The 21,522-nt window shown below is 52.7% G+C and carries 21 protein-coding genes; 8 read left to right on the top strand and 13 right to left on the bottom strand.

Going from position 1 to position 21,522, the window contains the following annotated elements; translation table 11 throughout:
* Window positions 1-42: 42 nt before the first annotated feature.
* Both ICA20_RS11275 and ICA20_RS11270 read right to left on the bottom strand, forming a co-directional pair.
* Window positions 43-1,734, bottom strand: coding sequence for an amidohydrolase (locus tag ICA20_RS11275; protein ID WP_038641139.1), 1,692 nt, complete (start codon window positions 1,732-1,734; stop codon window positions 43-45).
* Between the two features lie 28 nt (window positions 1,735-1,762).
* Window positions 1,763-2,353, bottom strand: coding sequence for a TetR/AcrR family transcriptional regulator (locus ICA20_RS11270; RefSeq protein ID WP_038641141.1), 591 nt, complete (start codon window positions 2,351-2,353; stop codon window positions 1,763-1,765).
* Window positions 2,354-2,425: 72 nt separating this feature from the next.
* Between ICA20_RS11270 and bdcA the strand changes: the two genes are divergently transcribed.
* Entirely contained in the window at window positions 2,426-3,139 is a 714-nt protein-coding gene (gene bdcA, locus ICA20_RS11265) for an SDR family oxidoreductase (RefSeq protein ID WP_038641144.1), read from the top strand.
* 46 nt (window positions 3,140-3,185) lie between these two features.
* On the opposite strand, the gene kdsA is transcribed toward bdcA, so the two are convergent.
* The 6 genes from kdsA to hemA are packed head-to-tail and all read right to left on the bottom strand — an operon-like array spanning window position 3,186 to window position 8,490.
* Complete coding sequence (gene kdsA / locus ICA20_RS11260) at window positions 3,186-4,040, bottom strand: 3-deoxy-8-phosphooctulonate synthase (RefSeq protein ID WP_038641145.1); 855 nt, start codon at window positions 4,038-4,040, stop codon at window positions 3,186-3,188.
* 35 nt (window positions 4,041-4,075) lie between these two features.
* Window positions 4,076-4,885: an invasion regulator SirB1 gene (sirB1, locus tag ICA20_RS11255; protein WP_006684256.1), complete on the bottom strand. Its 810-nt coding sequence runs from the start codon at window positions 4,883-4,885 to the stop codon at window positions 4,076-4,078.
* Between the two features lie 3 nt (window positions 4,886-4,888).
* Window positions 4,889-5,281 carry an invasion regulator SirB2 gene (gene sirB2 / locus ICA20_RS11250; protein WP_038641147.1) on the bottom strand — a complete coding sequence of 131 codons (393 nt, stop codon included), beginning with the start codon at window positions 5,279-5,281 and terminating at the stop codon, window positions 4,889-4,891.
* Window positions 5,278-6,111 (bottom strand): peptide chain release factor N(5)-glutamine methyltransferase, encoded by an 834-nt coding sequence (gene prmC / locus ICA20_RS11245; RefSeq protein ID WP_038641149.1) that lies wholly within the window; start codon window positions 6,109-6,111, stop codon window positions 5,278-5,280. The genes sirB2 and prmC overlap by 4 nt, the downstream gene beginning before the upstream one ends.
* Window positions 6,111-7,193, bottom strand: a complete 1,083-nt coding sequence (gene prfA / locus ICA20_RS11240; protein WP_038641152.1) for a peptide chain release factor 1 — start codon at window positions 7,191-7,193, stop codon at window positions 6,111-6,113. The genes prmC and prfA overlap by 1 nt, the downstream gene beginning before the upstream one ends.
* A gap of 40 nt (window positions 7,194-7,233) precedes the next feature.
* The gene (hemA, locus tag ICA20_RS11235) at window positions 7,234-8,490 is read right to left on the bottom strand and encodes a glutamyl-tRNA reductase (RefSeq protein ID WP_038641154.1); all 1,257 of its coding nucleotides are present in this window, start codon (window positions 8,488-8,490) and stop codon (window positions 7,234-7,236) included.
* Window positions 8,491-8,701: 211 nt separating this feature from the next.
* Between hemA and lolB the strand changes: the two genes are divergently transcribed.
* The 4 genes from lolB to dauA all read left to right on the top strand — a co-directional run bounded on the left by lolB (window position 8,702) and on the right by dauA (window position 13,193).
* The gene (gene lolB, locus ICA20_RS11230; protein WP_003020792.1) at window positions 8,702-9,325 is read left to right on the top strand and encodes a lipoprotein insertase outer membrane protein LolB; all 624 of its coding nucleotides are present in this window, start codon (window positions 8,702-8,704) and stop codon (window positions 9,323-9,325) included.
* On the top strand, window positions 9,322-10,173 hold the full coding sequence (gene ispE, locus ICA20_RS11225) for a 4-(cytidine 5'-diphospho)-2-C-methyl-D-erythritol kinase (protein ID WP_038641157.1): 852 nt from the start codon (window positions 9,322-9,324) through the stop codon (window positions 10,171-10,173). Before lolB ends, ispE begins: the two co-directional genes overlap by 4 nt.
* 265 nt (window positions 10,174-10,438) lie before the next feature.
* On the top strand, window positions 10,439-11,386 hold the full coding sequence (prs, locus tag ICA20_RS11220; protein WP_001518537.1) for a ribose-phosphate diphosphokinase: 948 nt from the start codon (window positions 10,439-10,441) through the stop codon (window positions 11,384-11,386).
* A 151-nt stretch (window positions 11,387-11,537) separates the two neighbouring features.
* Window positions 11,538-13,193, top strand: coding sequence for a C4-dicarboxylic acid transporter DauA (gene dauA, locus ICA20_RS11215; protein WP_038641159.1), 1,656 nt, complete (start codon window positions 11,538-11,540; stop codon window positions 13,191-13,193).
* Window positions 13,194-13,270: 77 nt separating this feature from the next.
* Here dauA and ICA20_RS11210 read toward each other — a convergent pair whose 3' ends face one another.
* Both ICA20_RS11210 and ICA20_RS11205 read right to left on the bottom strand, forming a co-directional pair.
* Entirely contained in the window at window positions 13,271-14,743 is a 1,473-nt protein-coding gene (locus ICA20_RS11210) for an aspartate aminotransferase family protein (protein ID WP_165353573.1), read from the bottom strand.
* Between the two features lie 6 nt (window positions 14,744-14,749).
* On the bottom strand, window positions 14,750-16,135 hold the full coding sequence (locus tag ICA20_RS11205) for a diaminobutyrate--2-oxoglutarate transaminase (protein WP_038641163.1): 1,386 nt from the start codon (window positions 16,133-16,135) through the stop codon (window positions 14,750-14,752).
* A 611-nt stretch (window positions 16,136-16,746) separates the two neighbouring features.
* Between ICA20_RS11205 and lysC the strand changes: the two genes are divergently transcribed.
* Window positions 16,747-18,108, top strand: a complete 1,362-nt coding sequence (lysC, locus tag ICA20_RS11200; RefSeq protein WP_038641166.1) for a lysine-sensitive aspartokinase 3 — start codon at window positions 16,747-16,749, stop codon at window positions 18,106-18,108.
* Window positions 18,109-18,229: 121 nt separating this feature from the next.
* Here lysC and ychH read toward each other — a convergent pair whose 3' ends face one another.
* A complete protein-coding gene (ychH, locus tag ICA20_RS11195) occupies window positions 18,230-18,511 on the bottom strand; it encodes a stress-induced protein YchH (protein WP_003833480.1) in 282 nt (93 codons plus the stop codon).
* Window positions 18,512-18,785: 274 nt separating this feature from the next.
* On the opposite strand from ychH, the gene pth reads away from it, so the two are divergent.
* Window positions 18,786-19,370 (top strand): aminoacyl-tRNA hydrolase, encoded by a 585-nt coding sequence (gene pth / locus ICA20_RS11190; RefSeq protein WP_038641167.1) that lies wholly within the window; start codon window positions 18,786-18,788, stop codon window positions 19,368-19,370.
* Window positions 19,371-19,485: 115 nt separating this feature from the next.
* Window positions 19,486-20,580 (top strand): redox-regulated ATPase YchF, encoded by a 1,095-nt coding sequence (ychF, locus tag ICA20_RS11185; protein ID WP_038641169.1) that lies wholly within the window; start codon window positions 19,486-19,488, stop codon window positions 20,578-20,580.
* Between the two features lie 86 nt (window positions 20,581-20,666).
* Here the strand turns inward: ychF and ICA20_RS11180 are convergent, their stop codons facing one another.
* The gene (locus tag ICA20_RS11180; RefSeq protein ID WP_038641172.1) at window positions 20,667-21,218 is read right to left on the bottom strand and encodes a LuxR C-terminal-related transcriptional regulator; all 552 of its coding nucleotides are present in this window, start codon (window positions 21,216-21,218) and stop codon (window positions 20,667-20,669) included.
* On the bottom strand, window positions 21,169-21,462 hold the full coding sequence (locus ICA20_RS11175) for a hypothetical protein (protein ID WP_038641174.1): 294 nt from the start codon (window positions 21,460-21,462) through the stop codon (window positions 21,169-21,171). The genes ICA20_RS11180 and ICA20_RS11175 overlap by 50 nt, the downstream gene beginning before the upstream one ends.
* Between the last annotated feature and the right edge of the window lie 60 nt (window positions 21,463-21,522).

The raw sequence follows: 21,522 nt of genomic DNA, 5'->3' as shown, positions 1-21,522 counted from the left end.
GGGATCCACGGCCCTTTGCAGGGCCGTTTTCTTTTAGCGCGTTTATTGCTCCGGATAAACCTGTTGGCCATCGACAAACGTTAATAACGATTCCGTTTGATGCAGCTTGTCTGGCGCAATAGCCATAATATCTTGATTCAGCACCGCAAAATCGGCGAGCTTACCTGCTTGCAAACTTCCTCTTTGCTGTTCAGCAAAAGCCAGCCAGGCGGCATTTCGGGTATACATTTTTAACGCATCTTCCCGACTTAACTGGCGGGTGTCATGGCGTACTGAGCCGTCGAGCGCTTTACCTGTGACATGATATTCAATGGCATGCCACACTCCCGCAACGCCAATCCGCGTCGCATCTGTACCGCCGGCAACGATTACCCCCTGCTCTAACGCGGGTTGCACTGGCGATGATAGCGCCGCCACCGTTTTACCATTTGCGCGTTCAATGGCGGGAGATTCAAAATATGGCCCCATCTGAACAGAGTAGGCTAAACCGAGTTTCTTCATCCGGGCAATCGTTTCGGGCGTACCGGTATTAAGATGCGCAATCGACCAGCGCAACGGTGCAATATCATGCGATTTAGCCACCTCGCTAATGACATCTAAAATCGCATCCGCACTGTCATCGGTATAAGCATGTATTTCAACGGCAACACCTTCTTTGGCGGCAAGCTGAAGCACCTTTAATTGTTCTTGTTGGGACTCTGCTGGGGACGTGAACCCAGATGACATCCGCACGCCATCATTCATTGCCATCACCAGGCTTTCACCGAAGCCCAGAAAGGCTATTCTGCCGTCATCATGCATTGCCGGGCGAAACGCCAGGCGTTGTTTAAACCATTCCGTTTCATTACCAGGCGGTGCGGATAAACGATATCCAACGCGTATCCTGAGAGGTTGCTGCTGCTGAAGTTTAAAGAAATCACGATAAGCTTGCTCATGCCCGGCAGAAGGATCGATAAACCCGACCACGCCGCGTTTATTTAAATAACGTACAAAGGCGTTAAGGTTCTTTTCCACATCGCCAGTCTGGCTAATCTGGGCGAAAAGCTGGTTAAAACTGCCAATGGTCCCGCGCAATTTCCCCGTTGCCAGCCCTTTATCATCGCGTTCTATCACGATCCCTGCCGGAACATCCGGCTGTGGACTATTAAGTTTTAGAGTCTCGATAGCCTTTTGATTTAACAGCGCATAGTCATAAAGGCTTTGTATATATGCAGGATGATGAGGCAGCGCCTGATTCAGTTCCTGAACCGTCGGATCCCGCTTTTCAGCAAATTGTTCAGGTATCCATGAACCCGCCACCGCCACCCATTGCGCAGGGTCTTTCTTTGCCGCAGATTGCGACAGTTTATTTAACGCATCGGGTAAATTTTTAGTATCAAACCAGTAGGTTTCAAATAAAAATGTCCTTCCCCCCCGAATACCATGCAGATGCGCATCAATTAACCCCGGAATAACGGTTTGCTCCGTAAGGTTAATTTCCTTCGTGTTCGGTCCGGACCATTTTTTCACCGTTTCATTATTACCCACCGCAATAATATGCCGCCCTTTTACCGCCAGCGCCTGCGCGTTGGGTTGTTGTTCATCCATGGTAATCAACTTGCCGTTATACAAAATAACGTCGGCCTTGTCCTGAGAATGCGCCAGAAATGAAATTCCTATCAGAATTGCGGCCAACGCTACGTTGCGCATAGCCGGAGGGGGAGTATTAAAGCAAAGTCCCAGTTTACCCATCATATTTATCTACCTTTTCATGTGATGAAAATCAGGAAAGCTGATGCAGCACCGCCTGGCTGGCGATGTGTGCGCTGGATAGCAAACGTTCGAGCGTATGCCCACAACGGGCTTTTCCCGACAGACCAAGCATCGTGGTACTGATGTAATCGGTCAGGCTATCAGCCACTTCGGGATGGCGCTGTGCAATAAAGTCATGAATTTTATGTTCTGCAACCGAGTAGAAAGCCCGGGCCACCTGCCGCGCCTGCGGATCGTTGCTATGCGTGCCCTCCAGAACCAAACAACCAGGCGCATGCGGATCCGCGGCATAGCGTCGCGCCGCCTCTTCAAGCAACGCAGCAAGGCTTTCGGCAACCGGTCTGTCAGAACGCAAAATGTCATCAAACGGGATCGCATCGGTTTGTACATAGCGACCAAGCACGCGTTCATAAAGACCGATTTTGTTCCCAAAAGCGGCATAAAAACTGGGGGGCTTGATGTTCAGGGCCTGCGTAACATCCGCTACGCTCACAGCGTCGTATCCATGCGCGTGAAATAAGGGCTGTACTTTGGCAACAGCCAGTTCCGGATCAAAATTACGTGGTCGGCCTGGGGCGCGCGAACATTTTGTAGTACTCATTACAAATCCATTGACAGAAAACCATGCACCCATTATATATCGATCACTACATAATTGTTCAAGGAGTATCTCATGTCCCCATTTAACGGCAAATCAGTTCTGGTTCTTGGCGGCAGTCGGGGGATTGGCGCGGCTATTGTGCGCCGTTTCGCCGCAGATGGCGCAGCGGTTACCTTTACCTATTCAGGCTCCGCAGACGCTGCAAAAGCGCTTGCGGATGAAACAGGTTCCCACACGACGCAAACCGATAGCGCCGATCGCGATGCCGTTATTAACCGGGTACGGGAAAGCGGCCCGCTGGATGTGCTAGTGGTGAATGCAGAAATTGTGCTGTTCGGCGACGCGCTGGAGCAGGATCCCGATGACGTTGAGCGCCTGTTCCGCATTAATATCCACGCCCCCTGGTACGCGGCAGTAGAAGCGGCACGACAAATGCCTGACGGCGGGCGGATTATCATTATTGGTTCAGTGAACGGCGATCGTATGCCAATTGCCGGTATGGCTTCCTACGCGTTAAGCAAGTCTGCTCTGCAAGGCCTGGCAAGAGGGCTGGCCCGTGATTTCGGCGCGCGTGGCATTACGGTCAACGTAGTGCAACCGGGTCCCATTGATACTGACGCTAATCCAGCAGAAGGTCCATTGAAAGAGCTGATGCACAGCTTTATGGCGCTAAAACGCCACGGTCGACCAGAAGAAGTGGCCGGAATGGTTGCCTGGCTGGCTGGTCCGGAGGCCGGGTTTGTGACGGGAGCTATGCATACAATTGATGGGGCGTTTGGCGCCTGACAGTAATAACAGGCCGGAGACAAGTGCCCCGGCCTGTTCAGCTGTCTTAGTTCTCAGTATCGAGCTCGTCGAAGCTTTTCACCAGGTCATCAATCGCTTTGATCTGCGTGAGGAACTGTTCCAGTTTCGCCAGCGGCAGTGCGGATGGACCATCGCATTTCGCATTGGCTGGATCCGGATGCGCTTCAATAAACAGACCTGCCAGACCTACCGCCATGCCCGCGCGCGCCAGTTCAGTCACCTGACCACGACGGCCGCCGCTTGCGGCGCCAAACGGGTCGCGGCACTGCAGCGCATGGGTGACGTCGAAAATCACCGGCGAATTGCCAGAGACCTTTTTCATCACGCTAAAGCCCAGCATATCCACAACCAGGTTGTCATAACCGAAGTTCGCGCCACGGTCACACAGGATAACCTTATCGTTACCGCCTTCATGGAATTTATCCACGATATTACCCATCTGACCCGGGCTTACGAACTGCGGTTTTTTCACGTTGATAACGGCACCGGTTTTCGCCATCGCTTCCACCAGGTCGGTCTGGCGAGCGAGGAATGCCGGCAGCTGAATCACATCCACCACGTCAGCAACAGGCTGTGCCTGGCTGGCTTCGTGAACGTCGGTGATCACTTTTACGCCAAAAGTTTGCTTCAGTTCCTGGAAGATTTTCATCCCTTCTTCAAGGCCCGGTCCACGGTAAGAGTGGATGGAAGAACGGTTGGCTTTATCAAAGGAGGCTTTGAACACGTAAGGGATACCCAGTTTTTGAGTAACGGTTACGTAGTGCTCACAAATGCGCATCGCCAGATCGCGGGATTCCAGCACGTTCATTCCGCCAAACAGCACGAACGGCAGGTCATTTGCCACGTTGATGTCGCCAATGCTAACCACTTTTTGTTTCATAGGATCGCCTTAAACGGTAGGTAAAGTGTCATTAATCAATGCAATACAATTTGTTTGTGCGAAATGGTATTAATCTGCGCACGAATCATTTCGCTGATCGGGTCTTCCGGACACTGCTCAACGAAATAACTTAAATCTGTCAGCGCAACATGTTCACACTCCAGTTGCGCATATATCAATCCCCGATCGCGTATTTCATACGGGTCTTCAGGATTAAACTGTAATAATGCTTCACTGGCTCGCAGCGCCAGTTCCATTTGCCGCTCTTCCATCAGCGATGATTTCAGCGTGTCGAGCAGTTTGCGGATCACTTCTGCGTTATCCGCTTCATCCAGATCTTCATTAAACAGTTCCGCGACCGGGCTGATGTTCCCCTTCAGCCACACTTCCAGCGTGTGTTCATTTAACGTTTCGCCATTGAACGGATTGATTAGCCACATTTCGCCATCAAGCGATTCAATGCGCAGGATGAGTTGTGTCGGGAAAATCACCGGTACCAGCGGCAGATCCAGTCGGTTGGCAATCCATAATAAGATCGCGCCCAACGACACCGCACTGCCCTGACGATTTTTCAGAACCTGGTCGAGCCATAGTGCATCAGAAAGACGATAGACGCCGTGGGTATCCGTAAACCCCCATTCGCCGTAAAAAAGTGCCAGCAGTTTTTCCAGTTGCTCATCCTGAGACAGGAGCTGGCTAATTTCTTCTTGCGCCAGACTGACCAGACGTTCCAGTTCGTCATAGACAGTTTGTGTTGGAAAATCCAGACGGATAGACTCCGACGCCAGGATCATCCCATCACACAATGGCGCTTTATTAAATTCGAAATCAGCTAACGACCTCATGACTTACCCCAGTAACGGTATTTTTGTGGTGGCGAGTTTAATGATGATGTACAGCACCACCAACGCCAGCGGAAATGCGACTAATCGCGCCTGCTGGCTGCGCGCCCGACGGTAATCGAGCGCAATAAAACCCAAAACGATGTAAATGATAACCCCAAACAGCTTTTCAGTCAGCCATGTCCCTTGTTCGGTGAATGGCAGGATGTGCGTTTTAACCATTAACGCCACGCCGCTGAGTAATAAAACGGTATCCACCACCGGCGGCACAATGCGCGTCCAGCGGGCACGGGCTAGACGCGCGTCGGTGTAACGCCACCAAAAACGCAGCATCAGCAGACTAACGGAAAGCGCAATGCTGATGAGATGAACGTTGAGTAACACACTGATGGTACTCATGATGGGATGCGTCCAAGCGTAATTCGCTCGTTGCCGCCATAATCACGGCAGGTTTCAACCGCCAGATAACCCGCGCGCGTAAAGGCATCGCGCACGGCCTCACCCTGCTGCCAGCCATGTTCCAGCAACAGATAGCCGCCTGGCGTTAACACGAGCTGAGACTGGTCAATAATATGTACGATATCCGCCAGCCCCTGATCGCCCGCCACCAACGCCGACAGCGGCTCAAAGCGCACATCGCCCTGCGCCAGATGCGGATCCTGTTCGTCGATGTACGGCGGATTGCTGACAATCATGTCAAACTGCTGCCCCTGCAAAGCGCTAAACCAGTCGCTTTGCAGCACGCGAACATTGTCGATAGCCAGGTGCTGCGTATTGCGCATAGCCAGCGCCACGGCATCTGGCATCCGATCAACCGCCGTCACCGCGCAATCCGGACGCTCGGTTGCCAGCGCCAGGGCAATCGCGCCCGTACCGGTCCCCAGATCGAGAATGCGACATGCACAGGCTGGCAAGCGAGCCAGCGCCTGCTCCACCAGACACTCGGTATCCGGACGCGGAATCAGCGTGGCTGGCGATACAAACAGCGGCAGCGACCAAAACTCGCGAACGCCGGTTAAGTGCGCCACGGGTTCGCCCCGCTGACGCCGCTCCAGTAACGTGTCGAGCTGCTGACGCTGCGCCTCGGTTAACAGCGTTTCGCCAAAAGCCAGAATAAAGGTGCGCCCCTTACCGGTAACGAACTCAAGTAAAATCTCGGCGTCACGGCGCGGGCTTTCGCTTGCCGGTAATTGGCTTATCGCTTCACGCAGCCAGTGCTGATAGTCCATTAATCCTGCTCGGACAATGCCGCCAGTTGGTCGGCCTGGTATTCCTGGACAATTGGCTCAATGAGCATATCCAGTTTGCCTTCCATCGCTTCATCCAGACGGTAGAGCGTCAGGTTAATGCGGTGATCGGTCACGCGCCCCTGCGGGAAGTTATAGGTGCGGTTACGATCGCTGCGATCGCCGCTGCCCAGCAGGTTGCGACGTTCAGAGGCTTCCGCCTGTTGACGCCTTGCCACTTCGGCCGCACGAATGCGCGCCCCCAGCACCGACATCGCTTTCGCTTTGTTTTTATGCTGTGAACGTTCGTCCTGACATTCCACCACGATGCCGGTTGGCAAGTGGGTAATACGGATTGCGGAGTCGGTGGTGTTAACGTGCTGGCCCCCTGCGCCTGATGAGCGGAAGGTATCAATACGCAGATCGGCCGGGTTGATGTCCGGCAGTTCAGCATCCGGCAGTTCCGGCATGACCGCGACCGTACAGGCAGAGGTGTGAATTCGCCCCTGTGATTCCGTCGCCGGGACGCGCTGCACGCGATGACCGCCGGACTCAAATTTCAGTCGGCCATAAACGCCTTCGCCGCTAATCTTGGCAATGACTTCTTTAAATCCGCCATGCTCGCCTTCGCTGGCGCTCATGATCTCAACCCGCCAGCGACGCGCTTCAGCGTAACGGCTGTACATACGGAACAGATCGCCGGCAAACAGCGCCGCTTCATCACCACCGGTTCCCGCACGCACTTCAAGGAAGGCGTTACGTTCGTCATCAGGATCTTTCGGTAACAGCAGAACCTGCAGGTGTTGTTCCAGCTGTTCACATTTCTCTTTTGCTTCGCGCAGTTCATCCTGCGCCATTTCACGCATTTCAGGATCGTCGAGCATCATCTGAGCCGTCTCGATATCTTCCTGAACCTGTTGCCAGTCCGTAAAACAGCGCGATACATCGCTTAATTGGGCATATTCGCGCGACAGTGCACGAAAACGTTCCTGGTCTGCGATAGTACCCGCATCGCCGAGCAGCGCCTGAACTTCTTCATGGCGTTCATGCAGGGCTTCCAGTTTGGCAACGATAGAAGGCTTCATAGGCGTAAATGCACCCTGTAAAAATAAGATTGGTGTGCTGCTACTCCAGCCCGAGGCTGTCGCGCAGAATATTCAGGCGTTCACTATCCCCGTCACGGGCGGCCTGTTGAAGTGATTTGGTTGGTGCATGGATCAGGCGGTTAGTCAGTTTCCAGGCCAGATCCTGCATAATGGCTTGCGCATCACCGCCCTGTTGAAGAGCGGCCAACGCTTTGGCGGTCAGTTCATCACGGATCTGTTCTGACTGACTGCGATACTCGCGGATAGTGTCGCTTGCGCCCTGGGCACGCAGCCAGGCCATAAACTCACTGGTTTCCTGCGCTACAATCGTTTCGGCTTCCACAGCAGCCGCTTTGCGCTGCGCCAGGTTATGCGAAATGATGCTTTGCAGATCGTCAACGCTGTACAAGTAGGCGTTGGACAATTTGCCCACTTCCGGCTCGACATCGCGCGGTACGGCGATATCCACCAGCAACATAGGCTGGTTGCGACGGTTTTTAAGCGCACGCTCTACCATTCCTTTACCGATAATCGGCAGCGGACTGGCGGTTGAACTGATAATAATATCGGCATCCTGCAAGCGGGCGTCGATATCGCTCAATGAAATCACTTCGGCGCCGACTTCATCCGCCAGCACCTGCGCGCGTTCACGCGTACGGTTGGCGATGATCATATTCTTCACTTTGTGTTCGCGCAAATGACGCGCGACCAGCTCGATGGTCTCGCCTGCGCCGACTAACAGCACGGTTACCGTGGAGAGCGATTCAAAGATCTGCCGCGCCAGCGTACAGGCGGCAAAAGCCACGGAAACAGCGCTGGCGCCGATATCGGTTTCGGTACGGACACGTTTAGCGACAGAGAACGATTTCTGGAACATGCGTTCCAGCGCACTGGCGTTCTGGTGGCCTTTCTGCGAATCCGCAAAGGCTTTTTTCACCTGTCCCAAAATCTGCGGCTCGCCAAGCACCAGCGAATCCAGACCACTGGCAACCCGCATCAGATGGCTGACGGCGTCATTGTCCTGGTGCCAGTACAGGCTATTGCGCAGATCTTCTTCATTAAGGTTATGGTATTCGCACAACCAGCGAATCAGCGCTTCTTGCAGGTTATCCTGCTCTTCCACGCTGAGGTAAATCTCTGTGCGGTTACATGTCGACAGCACTACCCCGCCCTGCACCATTGGCAGCGCTTGCAGGCTGTCCAGCGCCTGATCGAGCGTATCCGGCGAAAACGTTACGCGTTCTCGCAGCGATACAGGTGCCGTTTTATGGTTAATACCAAGCGCTAAAAGGGTCATGTGAGCGGGAATAGTACCAGCGTTGATAAGGTTAGACTGGGTGCATCATACAGGATGCGTGCGGTCAATAAAAGAGACAGCCCCCTTTTGGAGTAATAGCTTAGTGCACAAATTTAAGTGATTTAAGATAACTTGAACGTAGACGATGTCAGATGGTGGCGCTAGCATTGAGAGTTATAACTGCAACGTATCTCAAGGATTTGTCATCATTATGACCCTGCCTGATTTTCGCCTGATTCGCCTGCTGCCCCTTGCAGCCCTGGTTCTTAGTGCCTGTACCCTCAACGCGCCGAAAGGTCCCGGCAAAAGCCCCGATTCCCCACAGTGGCGCCAGCACCAGCAGGAAGTACGCGCCCTGAACCAATATCAGACGCGCGGTGCGTTCGCTTATATCTCCGATCAACAGAAAGTGTATGCCCGCTTTTTCTGGCAGCAAACCGGACAGGATCGCTATCGTCTGCTGCTGACCAACCCGCTGGGAAGCACGGAACTGGAACTCAATGCGCAGCCGGGCAACGTTGAACTTGTCGATAACAAAGGTAAGCACTACACCGCCGACGACGCCGAAGAGATGATTGGTAAACTGACCGGCATGCCTATTCCGTTGAATAGCCTGCGCCAGTGGATCCTTGGCCTGCCGGGTGACGCTACCGATTACAAGCTCGACGACCAATATCGTCTGAGTGAAGTGAACTACAGCAAAGACGGTAAAAGCTGGAAAGTGGTCTATAGCGCCTACGACAGCAAAACGCAGCCTGCGATGCCGGCCAACATGGAGCTGTCCGACGGCTCCCAGCGTATTAAGCTGAAAATGGATAACTGGATTGTGAAATGATGAGCCATTGGCCCTCTCCGGCAAAACTGAATCTTTTTTTATACATTACCGGGCAGCGTGCGGACGGTTACCACACGCTGCAGACGTTATTCCAGTTTCTCGACTATGGCGACGAGATTGGCATCAATCTGCGCCACGACGGTGAAATTCATCTCTTAACACCGGTGGAAGGCGTTGCGCATGAAGATAACCTGATCGTGCGCGCGGCACGTTTGCTGATGAAGACGGCGTCTGCGACCGCTCGCCTGCCCGCAGGAAGCGGCGCGGACATCAGTATCGAAAAACGCCTGCCGATGGGTGGCGGCCTGGGCGGTGGTTCGTCAAATGCGGCCACCGTTCTGGTGGCGCTGAATCATCTCTGGCAGTGCGGGCTTTCGGTTGATGAACTGGCGGCAATCGGCTTGACGCTGGGGGCGGATGTTCCCGTGTTCGTGCGCGGCCACGCGGCTTTTGCCGAAGGCGTGGGAGAAATTCTGACGCCGGTCAATCCCCAGGAAAAATGGTATCTGGTCGCTCATCCAGGAGTCAGTATTCCAACGCCGCTCATTTTTAACGATCCTGACCTCCCGCGTAACACGCCAAAAAGGTCAATAAAAACGTTACTAAAATGTGAATTCGGCAATGATTGCGAGGTTATCGCAAGAAAACGTTTTCGCGAGGTTGATGCGGCGCTTTCCTGGCTGTTAGAATACGCGCCGTCGCGCCTGACTGGTACAGGGGCCTGTGTCTTTGCTGAATTTGATACAGAGTCTCGTGCTCGCCAGGTGCTTGAGCAAGCCCCGGAATGGCTCAAAGGCTTTGTGGCGAAAGGCGTCAACCTCTCCCCTTTGCATAGAGCGTTACTCTAAATCATTCGGGTTTCAGGAAGATGGCGAGATGACGGAGCGCCTGGCGCATACAACAGTATGTGCTGGTGTGAGGAATTAACGCCAACGCACATGAAACGCGAAGGATGAAGGGTAAACCGGGCAAGCTGAGTTGCGGTGACAACGTCACCCTGTTCCAGACGTTGCATCGCGCTCTTTAATACACCGCATGGAGAGGATACTGCCTGGCCCGCACAGTTTTCGGCAGATTCTTTCCACCAATGGACGCATGCCTGAGGTTCTTCTCGTGCCTGATATGAAGCTTTTTGCTGGTAACGCCACCCCGGAACTAGCACAACGTATTGCCAACCGCCTGTACACTTCACTCGGCGACGCCGCTGTAGGTCGCTTTAGCGACGGCGAAGTCAGCGTACAAATTAATGAAAATGTACGCGGTGGTGATATTTTCATCATCCAGTCCACTTGTGCCCCTACTAACGACAACCTGATGGAATTGGTCGTTATGGTTGATGCGCTGCGCCGTGCTTCCGCAGGCCGTATCACCGCCGTTATTCCTTACTTCGGCTATGCACGTCAGGATCGTCGCGTACGTTCCGCTCGTGTACCGATTACCGCTAAAGTCGTCGCTGATTTCCTGTCCAGCGTTGGCGTTGACCGCGTCCTCACCGTTGACCTGCATGCTGAACAGATCCAGGGCTTCTTTGACGTACCGGTTGATAACGTATTCGGTAGCCCGATCCTGTTAGAAGACATGCTGCAACTGAACCTGGACAACCCGATCGTGGTTTCTCCGGACATCGGTGGCGTCGTGCGTGCCCGTGCTATTGCTAAACTGCTGAACGATACCGATATGGCTATCATCGACAAACGTCGTCCGCGTGCGAACGTTTCTCAGGTGATGCACATCATTGGTGACGTTGCAGGTCGTGACTGCGTACTGGTTGATGACATGATCGATACCGGCGGTACGCTGTGTAAAGCAGCAGAAGCACTGAAAGAACGTGGTGCAAAACGCGTATTTGCTTACGCAACCCACCCGATCTTCTCAGGTAATGCGGCAAACAACCTGCGCAACTCAGTGATTGATGAAGTCGTTGTCTGTGACACTATTCCACTGACTGACGAAATCAAAGCACTGCCAAACGTGCGTACATTGACCCTGTCGGGTATGCTGGCCGAAGCGATTCGTCGTATCAGCAACGAAGAATCCATCTCTGCCATGTTCGAGCATTAATCGAGCCCGGCTCAAAAACCCGCTGCGGCGGGTTTTTTTATCTGTAATACTTATTTGTATGACTTTTGCCTCCTTCACCTGCCATTTAGTTGACAGATGATGCGCTCATGGATGAAACATTATTGTGAACAGATTATTTTCCTCACATGTGATGCCTTTCCGCGCCCTCATCGACGCTTGTTGGAAAGAAAAATATACCGCTTCTCGCTTTACCCGTGACCTGATCGCCGGGATAACCGTGGGGATCATTGCCATTCCTCTGGCAATGGCCCTGGCAATAGGCAGTGGCGTTGCGCCGCAGTACGGTCTGTATACCTCCGCCGTCGCTGGGATTGTTATCGCTCTCACCGGGGGGTCGCGTTTTAGCGTCTCTGGCCCAACCGCCGCCTTCGTGGTGATCCTGTATCCGGTGTCGCAACAGTTTGGGCTGGCAGGCCTGCTGGTTGCCACGCTCATGTCCGGGATATTTCTGATCCTTTTCGGCCTCGCCCGCTTTGGTCGCCTGATCGAATATATTCCCGTGTCGGTTACGTTAGGCTTTACGTCGGGTATTGGTATCACCATCGGTACCATGCAGATTAAAGATTTTCTTGGCCTGCAAATGGCCCATGTACCGGAGCACTACCTGCAAAAAGTTGGTGCGCTGTTTATGGCCTTGCCGACCATCAACTTCGGCGATGCCGCCATTGGCGTTGTAACGCTGGGGATCCTGATTTTCTGGCCTCGTTTGGGGATCCGACTACCGGGCCACCTTCCTGCACTGCTGGCAGGCTGTGCGGTAATGGGAATTGTGAACCTGACCGGTGGTCACGTTGCGACCATCGGTTCCCAGTTCCACTACATTCTGGCTGACGGCTCACAGGGTAACGGTATCCCGCAGTTGCTGCCGCAACTGGTATTACCGTGGAATATGCCGGAGTCAAACTTTACCCTGAGCTGGAGTTCGTTACAGGCGCTGTTACCGGCAGCCTTCTCGATGGCGATGCTGGGGGCGATTGAATCTCTGCTGTGCGCCGTCGTCCTCGACGGGATGACCGGCACCAAGCATAAAGCCAACAGCGAGCTGATTGGTCAGGGGCTGGGTAACATCGTCGCGCCGTTCTTTGGCGGTATCACCGCCACGGCGGCAATTGCCCGTTCTGCGGCCAACGTCCGCGCCGGGGCAACCTCACCCATTTCTGCGGTCATCCACGCGATTCTGGTGATCCTAGCGCTATTGGTTTTAGCGCCGCTGCTTTCCTGGCTACCGCTTTCCGCCATGGCCGCACTGCTGCTGATGGTGGCATGGAACATGAGTGAAGCCCACAAAGTGGTGGATCTGCTGCGCCATGCGCCAAAAGACGACATCATCGTCATGCTGATGTGTATGTCGCTGACGGTGCTGTTCGACATGGTTATCGCCATCAGCGTCGGGATCGTTCTCGCCTCTCTGCTGTTTATGCGCCGTATTGCGCGTATGACGCGTCTGGCGCCGGTCAACGTTGATGTACCAGGCGATGTTCTGGTGCTACGCGTCATCGGCCCGCTGTTCTTTGCCGCAGCGGAGGGATTATTTACCGATCTCGAGTCGCGTATTGCGGGTAAACGCATTGTGGTATTGAAGTGGGACGCAGTCCCGGTGCTGGATGCCGGTGGTCTGGACGCCTTCCAGCGCTTTGTGAAAAAACTGCCTGACGGCTGCGAACTGCGCGTCTCAAACCTCGAGTTCCAGCCGCTGCGTACGATGGCGCGTGCCGGGATCCAGCCGATTCCAGGACGTCTGGCCTTCTTCCCAAATAAAGATGCTGCACTCGCAGACATCATCTAACCCGTCGCGGGTTGTTCCTGCACTACAGGTAAAAAAAATGGCTCCCGCGGGAGCCATTTTTATTGCAACGTAATGACTTAGGCTTTCAGCAGTTGCTCAGCCGTTGCCTTCACGCTCGCCAGCAGGACTTTCACATCCTCCAGGCACACGGTCGGGTTCAGCAGCGTCAGCTTCAGGCAGGTGATGCCATCGGCTTCGGTGACGCCGACGTTGGCGCTACCGGAAGCCAGCAGCACGTCGCCGATGCGCTGGTTGAGCAGCGCAACAAACGCCATATCGTCGCTTGCCGGACGGAAGCGGAACAGCACGCTTGCCAGCTGCGGCTCCATCACCAGCTCCAGATGCGGCTGGGTTTTCACAAACTCAGCAACATCACGGGCCAGCGTGACGCCGTTATCGATAATTTCGGCATACTGCTTTTTACCCAGCGCTTCGAGGCCCATCCACAGCTTCAGCGCGTCAAAACGGCGCGTGGTCTGCAGCGACTTCGACACCAGGTTCGGTACGCCGTGCTCTTCATCGAAATCAGAGTTCAGGTATGCGGCCTGGTAACGCATCAGCTCATAGTGACGCGCGTCTTTTAACAGGAACGCGCCGCAGCTGATGGTCTGGAAGAACTGCTTGTGGAAGTCCAGCGTCACGGAGTCTGCCAGCTCAAGGCCGTTCAGGAAGTGACGATACTGCTCAGACAGCAGTAACGCCCCGCCCCATGCCGCATCGACGTGCATCCAGATCTGGTGCTCTGCCGCCAGCGCCGCGATATCCACCAGCGGGTCGATAGCGCCCGCATCGGTCGTCCCGGCCGTGGCCACAATCGCCATCACCTGTTCGCCGTTGGCTTTTGCCTGGGCCAGCTTGTTTTTCAGGTCAGCCAGGTCCATGCGTGAGAACGCATCGGTCTTCACCTGAGTAACGGAACGGTAGCCCAGCCCCATCAGCGCCATGTTTTTCTGCACGGAGAAGTGCGCGCTTTCAGAGCAAAACACTTTGATTTTGCTCAGGTCGCCGGTCAGGCCATTCTGCTGAATGGAGTGCCCCTGGCGAGCAAAGAACGCGTCGCGCGCCAGCATCAGGCCCATCAGATTGCTCTGGGTACCGCCGCTGGTGAACACGCCCGCATCACCTGCCGCATAGCCTACCTGCTCGCGCAGCCATTCGATCAGTTTGATCTCAATGATCGTGGCCGACGGGCTTTGGTCCCAGGAGTCCATGCTCTGGTTAGTGGCGTTGATCAGCACTTCCGCCGCCTGGCTAATCACCAGGCTTGGGCAGTGCAGGTGCGCCACGCACTGCGCATGGTGCACCAACAGGCTGTCTTTGAGAAAGTATTCAACCGCACGCTCAATAGCGGCCTGGTTGCCCAGGCCCTGAGACGTAAAATTCAGGTTGATACGTTCGCGCAGCTGTTCAACGGTTTTGCCCTGATACATCTCAGGCTGCTTCAACCATTCAACGACCGCTTGCGTACTCTGCTCGATAGCGTCCTGGTAGGCAGCAATGCTCTGCGCCGAGCCGGACAGAATCGGGTTTACGTCTGACATTCGATCCAACTCCGTTTAAACCGGCTTTACGCCAGCGCCCAGCAGGGCGTTTTCGAATTTATCGAGGAACACTTCCAGCTCAGCGTTAGTGATCAGCAGAGATGGCAGCAGGCGCAGTACGCAACCGTTACGGCCGCCACGCTCCAGAATCAGCCCGTTTTCGAAGCATTTTTTCTGCAGCAGCGCAGACAGCTCGCCATCGGCCGGGTAGCAGCCCATGTGATCCTGCGCTTCGTTCGGCTTAACGATTTCCAGACCGATCATCAGACCCAGACCGCGCACCTGGCCAATCACCGGGTAGCGTTTCTGCAGGTCAGCCAGTTTGCCTTTCAGCCACTCGCCCTGGGCGGCAACTTTGTCGGCAATCTTGTCGTCTTTAAGGATCTTCAGCGTTGTCAGGCCAGTCGCCATCGCAAGCTGGTTGCCACGGAAGGTACCGGTATGGTGGCCCGGAGCCCACGCATCGAACTGCTTCTTAATCCCCAGAACCGCCAGTGGCAGACCGCCGCCCACCGCTTTGGACATGACGATGATGTCTGGCTCGATACCCGCATGTTCGAAGGCGAACAGCTTACCGGTACGCGCGAAGCCTGCCTGGACTTCATCGATGATCAGCAGAATGCCGTGTTCCTGAGTGACTTTACGGATGCGCTGTAACCACTCGACCGGCGCCGGGTTCACGCCGCCTTCGCCCTGCACGGCTTCAAGGATCACCGCAGCCGGTTTACGCACGCCGCTTTCAACGTCGTTGATCAGGTTTTCGAAGTAGTAAGTTAATGCTTTCACGCCAGCCTCACCGCCGATACCCAGCGGGCAGCGGTACTGATGTGGATACGGCATAAACTGCACTTCCGCCATCATGTTGCTGACGGCTTCTTTCGGCGACAGGTTGCCGGTTACGGACAGCGCGCCGTGGGTCATCCCGTGGTAGCCGCCGGAGAAGCTGATAATGCTGGAACGGCCGGTTACTTTCTTCGCCAGCTTCAGCGCCGCTTCAACGGCATCGGCGCCGGACGGCCCGGTGAACTGCAGGCAATACTCTTTGCCCTGGCCCGGTAATAAAGACAGTAAATAAGATGAAAATTCATCTTTTAACGGCGTGGTAAGATCAAGCGTATGTAACGGTAAGCCGCTTGTGATGACACTTTGAATGCTCTGCAGCACTTCAGGATGATTGTGACCGAGCGCCAGGGTACCGGCACCTGCAAGACAATCAAGATATTGATTATTTTCTACGTCAGTAATCCAGACGCCCTGCGCTTTCGCAATCGCTAATGGCAGTTTACGTGGATAGCTGCGGACATTAGATTCAAACTCAGCCTGTCTTGCTAAAAAGGTATCATTGCTCTGCGGTAATGAATTAGCACTTAAAGTATCAATACGGACTTTATCCGTCATCATATCACTCCTACAACCAGGTGTAGATTAACGCCTGATTGAATAAATGGTTATAAGGATTACCTGTAAAAAAGCGCGGCTAATATATGTTGTTTTAGCACAGGACTCAATCATTTATTTTCCAACGTCTTAAATGAGCATTTTTACCTTAAAATTCAAAGAATAAAGCACATCCGACATTAGGAAATCATAAACAAATATAGCTATTTATTTTACAAAATTGTTGCCAGTCGCATCGTATACGATGTTATAAAAACCATGATGTTTTCATGTTTTTATTATTTTTTTACATGTTTTTACCATTAATAATGTACGCGTTTATTCACTACGACATGATTTTTCACTTATTTTTCGATAAATCGAATAAAAAAGTCGATCCCTAAATATAAATCACTTAGTATGGCGCGCTTATTTACAGGCTCTGTAAATAAAGAACTAATGCGCAGCACCCGGTAATGCGTACAGGCGACACGCGTTATCGACAACAGGTATTCCCTGGGTTGTCAGCAGAAATGTTCGCGGGCGGACATTTCGTAAGGAGAACGTACGTTCCCTTATGCCGAGAATGAAAATTTTCTAGCCATACTTTTATGGCGCCCTGATATGAGATTGTTATGACTCGCATTTATCCACCATCCGTCGTTGCCAAATTTGGCGGCACCAGCGTCGCTGATTTTGATGCGATGAACCGCAGCGCCAGCATTGTTCTTGCTGATCAAGATGTCCGTTTAGTCGTTTTGTCTGCTTCCGCAGGCGTAACAAACTTACTGGTCGAGCTTTCTGAAGGTCTGGAAACACATCAACAATTAGATAAGCTTGAGACGTTACGCGCCATCCAATACAACATTATTTCCCGCCTGAAGCAGCCGTCCGTTATCAGCACGGAAATCGATAATCTTCTCAACAACATACGCCGCCTTGCAGAAGCGGCGACGGTTTCACCGTCCGATGCGCTAAGCGATGAGTTAGTCAGCCACGGCGAACTGATGTCCTCTTTGCTGTTTACTGAAGTATTACGTGAACGGCACGCCGAAGCCGGGTGGTTTGACGCCCGCAGCGTAATGCGTACCAACTCGAACTACGGCTGCGCTGAACCGGATCTCAGCACCCTGCACTACCAGGTGGAGACTCATCTGCGCCCGCGTCTTGAACAGGCTATTATGGTTACCCAGGGATTTATTGGTCGCGACGCAGGCGGGCATACCACAACGTTGGGACGCGGCGGGAGTGATTACACCGCCACGCTACTTGGTGAGGCGCTGCACGCCGCACGCGTGGACATCTGGACCGACGTTGCCGGGATCTACACCACCGATCCGCGCATTGCACCACGGGCCAAACGGATCGACCATATCTCATTTTCCGAGGCCAGCGATATGGCCGCCTACGGTGCGAAGGTTCTTCACCCGGCGACGCTGCTGCCTGCCATGCGGAAAAACATTCCGGTCTTTGTTGGCTCAAGTAAAGATACTTCTGCCGGTGGTACGCTGGTGCACAACACCACCGATAATCCACCGCGTTATCGGGCACTCGCCGTGCGCCGTAAACAGACGCTATTACGATTACACAGTCTGCAGACACAACCGCCCTGTGCTTTTCTGGCGCAGGTATTTGCCATTTTATCCCACCACGCGGTGGCAGTGGATTTGGTCACAACATCAGAAAATTGTATTGCGCTGGCGCTGGACGCCACTCATGCGACATCGGGTGAGGACCATATACTGAGCACGGCATTGTTTACCGCATTGTCCTCCCACTGTCGGGTGGAAGTGGAAACCGGACTGGCATTAGTCACTTTGGTGGGCAATAAACTGACCCAGGCTGCGGGGGTTTGCAAAGACGTTTTTGCCTGGCTCGAAGAGCATACGGTACGCATGATTTGCCACGGCGCATCAAACGATAACCTGTGCATTTTGTTACCGGCCGACGCGGCGGATAGCGCGGTTAAGACGTTACATTATCGATTATTCGAATAACATCTCTGCAAATGCGCAGCGAAGATAAGCGCATTTATCCAGGACAACATGAACAAGCAGAGGACTGGTTTTCAACCAGGACTCTGCCCGCAAACAGTGGCTCTCGCAGCGGAGAGGCTATTTAGTTGTGACGATGATTGGTATCACCGCGACGGCAGCGTTTGTCATAATGACGTACCCACCAGTAACGGTCACTGATTTGTTCGTGCCCGCCTACTCTGGCCCCCGCTAACCAGAGAACTCCGCCGACAAAAATACTGAGCACGGCACCATGTGCGAAAAACTGTGGCAGATTAAATTGCGGCAGTTGGTTTAAAATAGAATAACCAACGCCACCCACCATCACCACCAACCCTAAAGCCATGAGCACGTTACCGAGTAACGAAGCGTTTTTGCGTTTCATGTGTCACCTCCGGAACTTTGGGTTGTTACAGGGAATACCCCTAATCCTTATGTGTAAAGTATAGACAACACTGCCGTTCGCAAGTGCGGGAGCGATCACAATTACAAACACCCGCGCAACAAAACTTTACAAATAAGCTACTGAACACACTCAATTTCTAATAGTCCAGTTTCGCAATTATTCAGTTTTCGAGGATAAGCACGCAGTTTTTTGTCAAGCGCAGCGTCAGACAGTAAACTACACGTCGTTTATAGATACATTCAGGACAAAACACGTGACGATTAAATTGATTGTCGGTCTGGCAAACCCCGGCGCAGAGTATGCGGCAACGCGGCATAACGCCGGTGCTTGGTATGTTGATCTACTGGCAGAGAGACTACGCGCTCCCCTGCGCGATGAGCCGAAATTCTTCGGCTACACCTCCAGGGTTACGCTCGAAGGCGAAGATGTCCGCCTGCTGGTGCCGACCACATTTATGAATCTGAGCGGCAAGGCGGTCGGCGCGATGGCCAGTTTTTATCGCATTAACCCTGATGAAATTTTGGTTGCGCATGACGAACTAGACCTGCCGCCAGGGGTGGCGAAATTTAAGCTTGGCGGTGGTCATGGCGGACATAATGGCCTGAAGGACATCATCAGCAAGTTAGGCAATAACCCTAACTTTCATCGTTTACGCGTTGGAATTGGCCATCCGGGCGATAAAAACAAAGTTGTCGGGTTTGTTTTAGGCAAACCACCTGTTTCTGAACAGAAGTTAATTGATGAAGCGATTGACGAAGCGGTCCGTTGTACCGAGATTTTGTTCAAAGATGGCCTGACTAAAGCAACGAGCCGGTTACATACCTTTAAAGCGCAATAAGCAGCGATGTGCGGCATTTTGCTCGCGTGCTGTGTATAATAGGCGAAGTTATTTACTTTTCTACAATCTGTTTTCCATAACAGATTGAATATCAAAAGATTAAGGTGATTTAAACATGGGATTCAAATGCGGTATCGTCGGTTTGCCAAACGTAGGCAAATCCACCCTGTTCAACGCGCTCACAAAAGCGGGTATTGAAGCGGCAAACTTCCCGTTCTGTACTATCGAGCCGAACACGGGTGTTGTCCCGATGCCCGATCCGCGTCTGGATCAGCTGGCCGAAATCGTCAAACCGCAGCGCATCCTGCCAACCACGATGGAATTCGTTGATATCGCGGGCCTTGTAAAAGGCGCCTCTAAAGGTGAAGGTCTGGGTAACCAGTTCCTGACTAACATCCGCGAAACCGAAGCTATCGGCCACGTGGTGCGCTGCTTTGAGAACGACAACATCATCCACGTTAATAACAAAGTGGATCCGGCTGACGATATTGATGTTATCAATACCGAACTGGCGCTGTCCGATCTGGATACCTGTGAACGCGCTATTCATCGCGTACAGAAAAAAGCCAAAGGCGGCGACAAAGACGCCAAAGCTGAACTGGCTGCCCTGGAAAAATGCCTGCCGCAGTTGGAAAACGCCGGAATGCTGCGCGCGCTGAAAAATCTGACTGACGAAGATAAAGCGGCCATCAAATACCTGAGCTTCCTGACGCTGAAGCCGACCATGTATATCGCCAACGTCAACGAAGACGGTTTTGAAAACAACCCGTACCTCGACAAGGTGCGCGAAATCGCCGCTGCCGAAGGTTCCGTAGTGGTAGCTGTTTGCGCCGCCGTTGAAGCCGACATCGCAGAGCTGGACGACGCCGACCGTGAAGAGTTTATGGCCGAGATGGGCCTGGAAGAACCGGGACTGAACCGCGTGATCCGCGCAGGCTATGAGCTGCTGAATCTGCAGACCTATTTCACCGCGGGGGTGAAAGAAGTACGTGCATGGACCATCCCTGTCGGCGCTACCGCTCCGCAGGCGGCCGGTAAAATCCACACCGACTTCGAGAAAGGATTCATCCGTGCACAGACTATCGCGTTTGAAGACTTCATCACCTACAAAGGTGAGCAAGGCGCGAAAGAAGCCGGTAAGATGCGTGCGGAAGGGAAAGATTACATCGTGAAAGATGGCGATGTGATGAACTTCCTGTTCAACGTCTAGACGCGTTTAACAATGAGATTTCAAAATCCACGCCGCGGCGTGGATTTTTCATTTTAGCCTTTTTTAAATCCACACCTGTAATTTACTCAGGCATGTTCCAGCCAGTGCCTGAATATTGGAGTTTGCAGTATTCCTTGAAAATCAATCAACCCCGAACAACCAAGTTTCTTGATCAGATTCTGCCTGCTCAGGTAAATCGTTTTTAAGTGCAGGTTCAGCAAGCCAGAAATTTCAGAAATTGTCCGCCCTTCCCCTAATTGCGTTAAGATGTATTTATCCCGTTCAGTCAGGACGATATTTATTTCAGCTTGCTGGTCGTGTTCAGTATCAATGCTGATAATTTCAGCGATAAATTTTTTGATTGAGGCTACGCCACTGTCTACAGGAAGCCTGTAGAATGAAAGTTCATTGAGGTACTGATACAGATGACCATCAATCAGAAGCACCAGCCGATGCGTCCTGAGATCATACTTTTGTTTTTTTACAGTGTTGAAGTAGTTGATCGTAAAGAAAACTAGACGCACATTCTTATCTTTATACTCTATATCAGCGAGAATATTCTCCAGACCTTGCCTGATAAAAACATCATCAATCCACAAGTGTGCTTGTCTGGCGTGTTCCTGAACTGTATTCATCATTTATGACCTCTAAAAAATCACAATTAACCTGACGGGGTTCAGAACGAATAGCTGGTTGAAAGTGACTCATAATCTGCATATAAAGATCGGTTAATATAGCATTCTTCTCATTCTTCAACTGTGCACTGAGCGCCTGAACAAGAACATCATCACTGACATAACCCATTTTTAACATCACATTGCGCTCTAAATTCTTGTATAAAGCGCACTGGAAAATATAATTTTCCGGAATTGAATTAATCATATCAAGCCCATAATAATGTGGTCTAAGAATGTGAAGATGCTATGTGTAGTCTTAATTCAA

Origin of the sequence: Citrobacter sp. C5_2 (genome assembly GCF_014596845.2) — a bacterium.
In the GTDB taxonomy this organism is placed as follows: Bacteria; Pseudomonadota; Gammaproteobacteria; order Enterobacterales; family Enterobacteriaceae; genus Citrobacter; species Citrobacter werkmanii.
The sequence above is the reverse complement of the archived record's forward strand: the minus strand, read 5'-3'. Positions and strand labels throughout refer to the sequence as shown.

Excerpts from the sequence above, each read along its gene's own strand:
- ICA20_RS11275 (WP_038641139.1), bottom strand. The coding sequence starts at position 1,734 with ATGATGGGTAAACTGGGACTTTGCTTTAATACTCCCCCTCCGGCTATG.
- ICA20_RS11270 (WP_038641141.1), bottom strand. The coding sequence starts at position 2,353 with ATGAGTACTACAAAATGTTCGCGCGCCCCAGGCCGACCACGTAATTTT.
- bdcA (WP_038641144.1), top strand. The coding sequence starts at position 2,426 with ATGTCCCCATTTAACGGCAAATCAGTTCTGGTTCTTGGCGGCAGTCGG.
- kdsA (WP_038641145.1), bottom strand. The coding sequence starts at position 4,040 with ATGAAACAAAAAGTGGTTAGCATTGGCGACATCAACGTGGCAAATGAC.
- sirB1 (WP_006684256.1), bottom strand. The coding sequence starts at position 4,885 with ATGAGGTCGTTAGCTGATTTCGAATTTAATAAAGCGCCATTGTGTGAT.
- sirB2 (WP_038641147.1), bottom strand. The coding sequence starts at position 5,281 with ATGAGTACCATCAGTGTGTTACTCAACGTTCATCTCATCAGCATTGCG.
- prmC (WP_038641149.1), bottom strand. The coding sequence starts at position 6,111 with ATGGACTATCAGCACTGGCTGCGTGAAGCGATAAGCCAATTACCGGCA.
- prfA (WP_038641152.1), bottom strand. The coding sequence starts at position 7,193 with ATGAAGCCTTCTATCGTTGCCAAACTGGAAGCCCTGCATGAACGCCAT.
- hemA (WP_038641154.1), bottom strand. The coding sequence starts at position 8,490 with ATGACCCTTTTAGCGCTTGGTATTAACCATAAAACGGCACCTGTATCG.
- lolB (WP_003020792.1), top strand. The coding sequence starts at position 8,702 with ATGACCCTGCCTGATTTTCGCCTGATTCGCCTGCTGCCCCTTGCAGCC.
- ispE (WP_038641157.1), top strand. The coding sequence starts at position 9,322 with ATGATGAGCCATTGGCCCTCTCCGGCAAAACTGAATCTTTTTTTATAC.
- dauA (WP_038641159.1), top strand. The coding sequence starts at position 11,538 with ATGCCTTTCCGCGCCCTCATCGACGCTTGTTGGAAAGAAAAATATACC.
- ICA20_RS11205 (WP_038641163.1), bottom strand. The coding sequence starts at position 16,135 with ATGATGACGGATAAAGTCCGTATTGATACTTTAAGTGCTAATTCATTA.
- lysC (WP_038641166.1), top strand. The coding sequence starts at position 16,747 with ATGACTCGCATTTATCCACCATCCGTCGTTGCCAAATTTGGCGGCACC.
- ychH (WP_003833480.1), bottom strand. The coding sequence starts at position 18,511 with ATGAAACGCAAAAACGCTTCGTTACTCGGTAACGTGCTCATGGCTTTA.
- ychF (WP_038641169.1), top strand. The coding sequence starts at position 19,486 with ATGGGATTCAAATGCGGTATCGTCGGTTTGCCAAACGTAGGCAAATCC.
- ICA20_RS11180 (WP_038641172.1), bottom strand. The coding sequence starts at position 21,218 with ATGATGAATACAGTTCAGGAACACGCCAGACAAGCACACTTGTGGATT.
- ICA20_RS11175 (WP_038641174.1), bottom strand. The coding sequence starts at position 21,462 with ATGATTAATTCAATTCCGGAAAATTATATTTTCCAGTGCGCTTTATAC.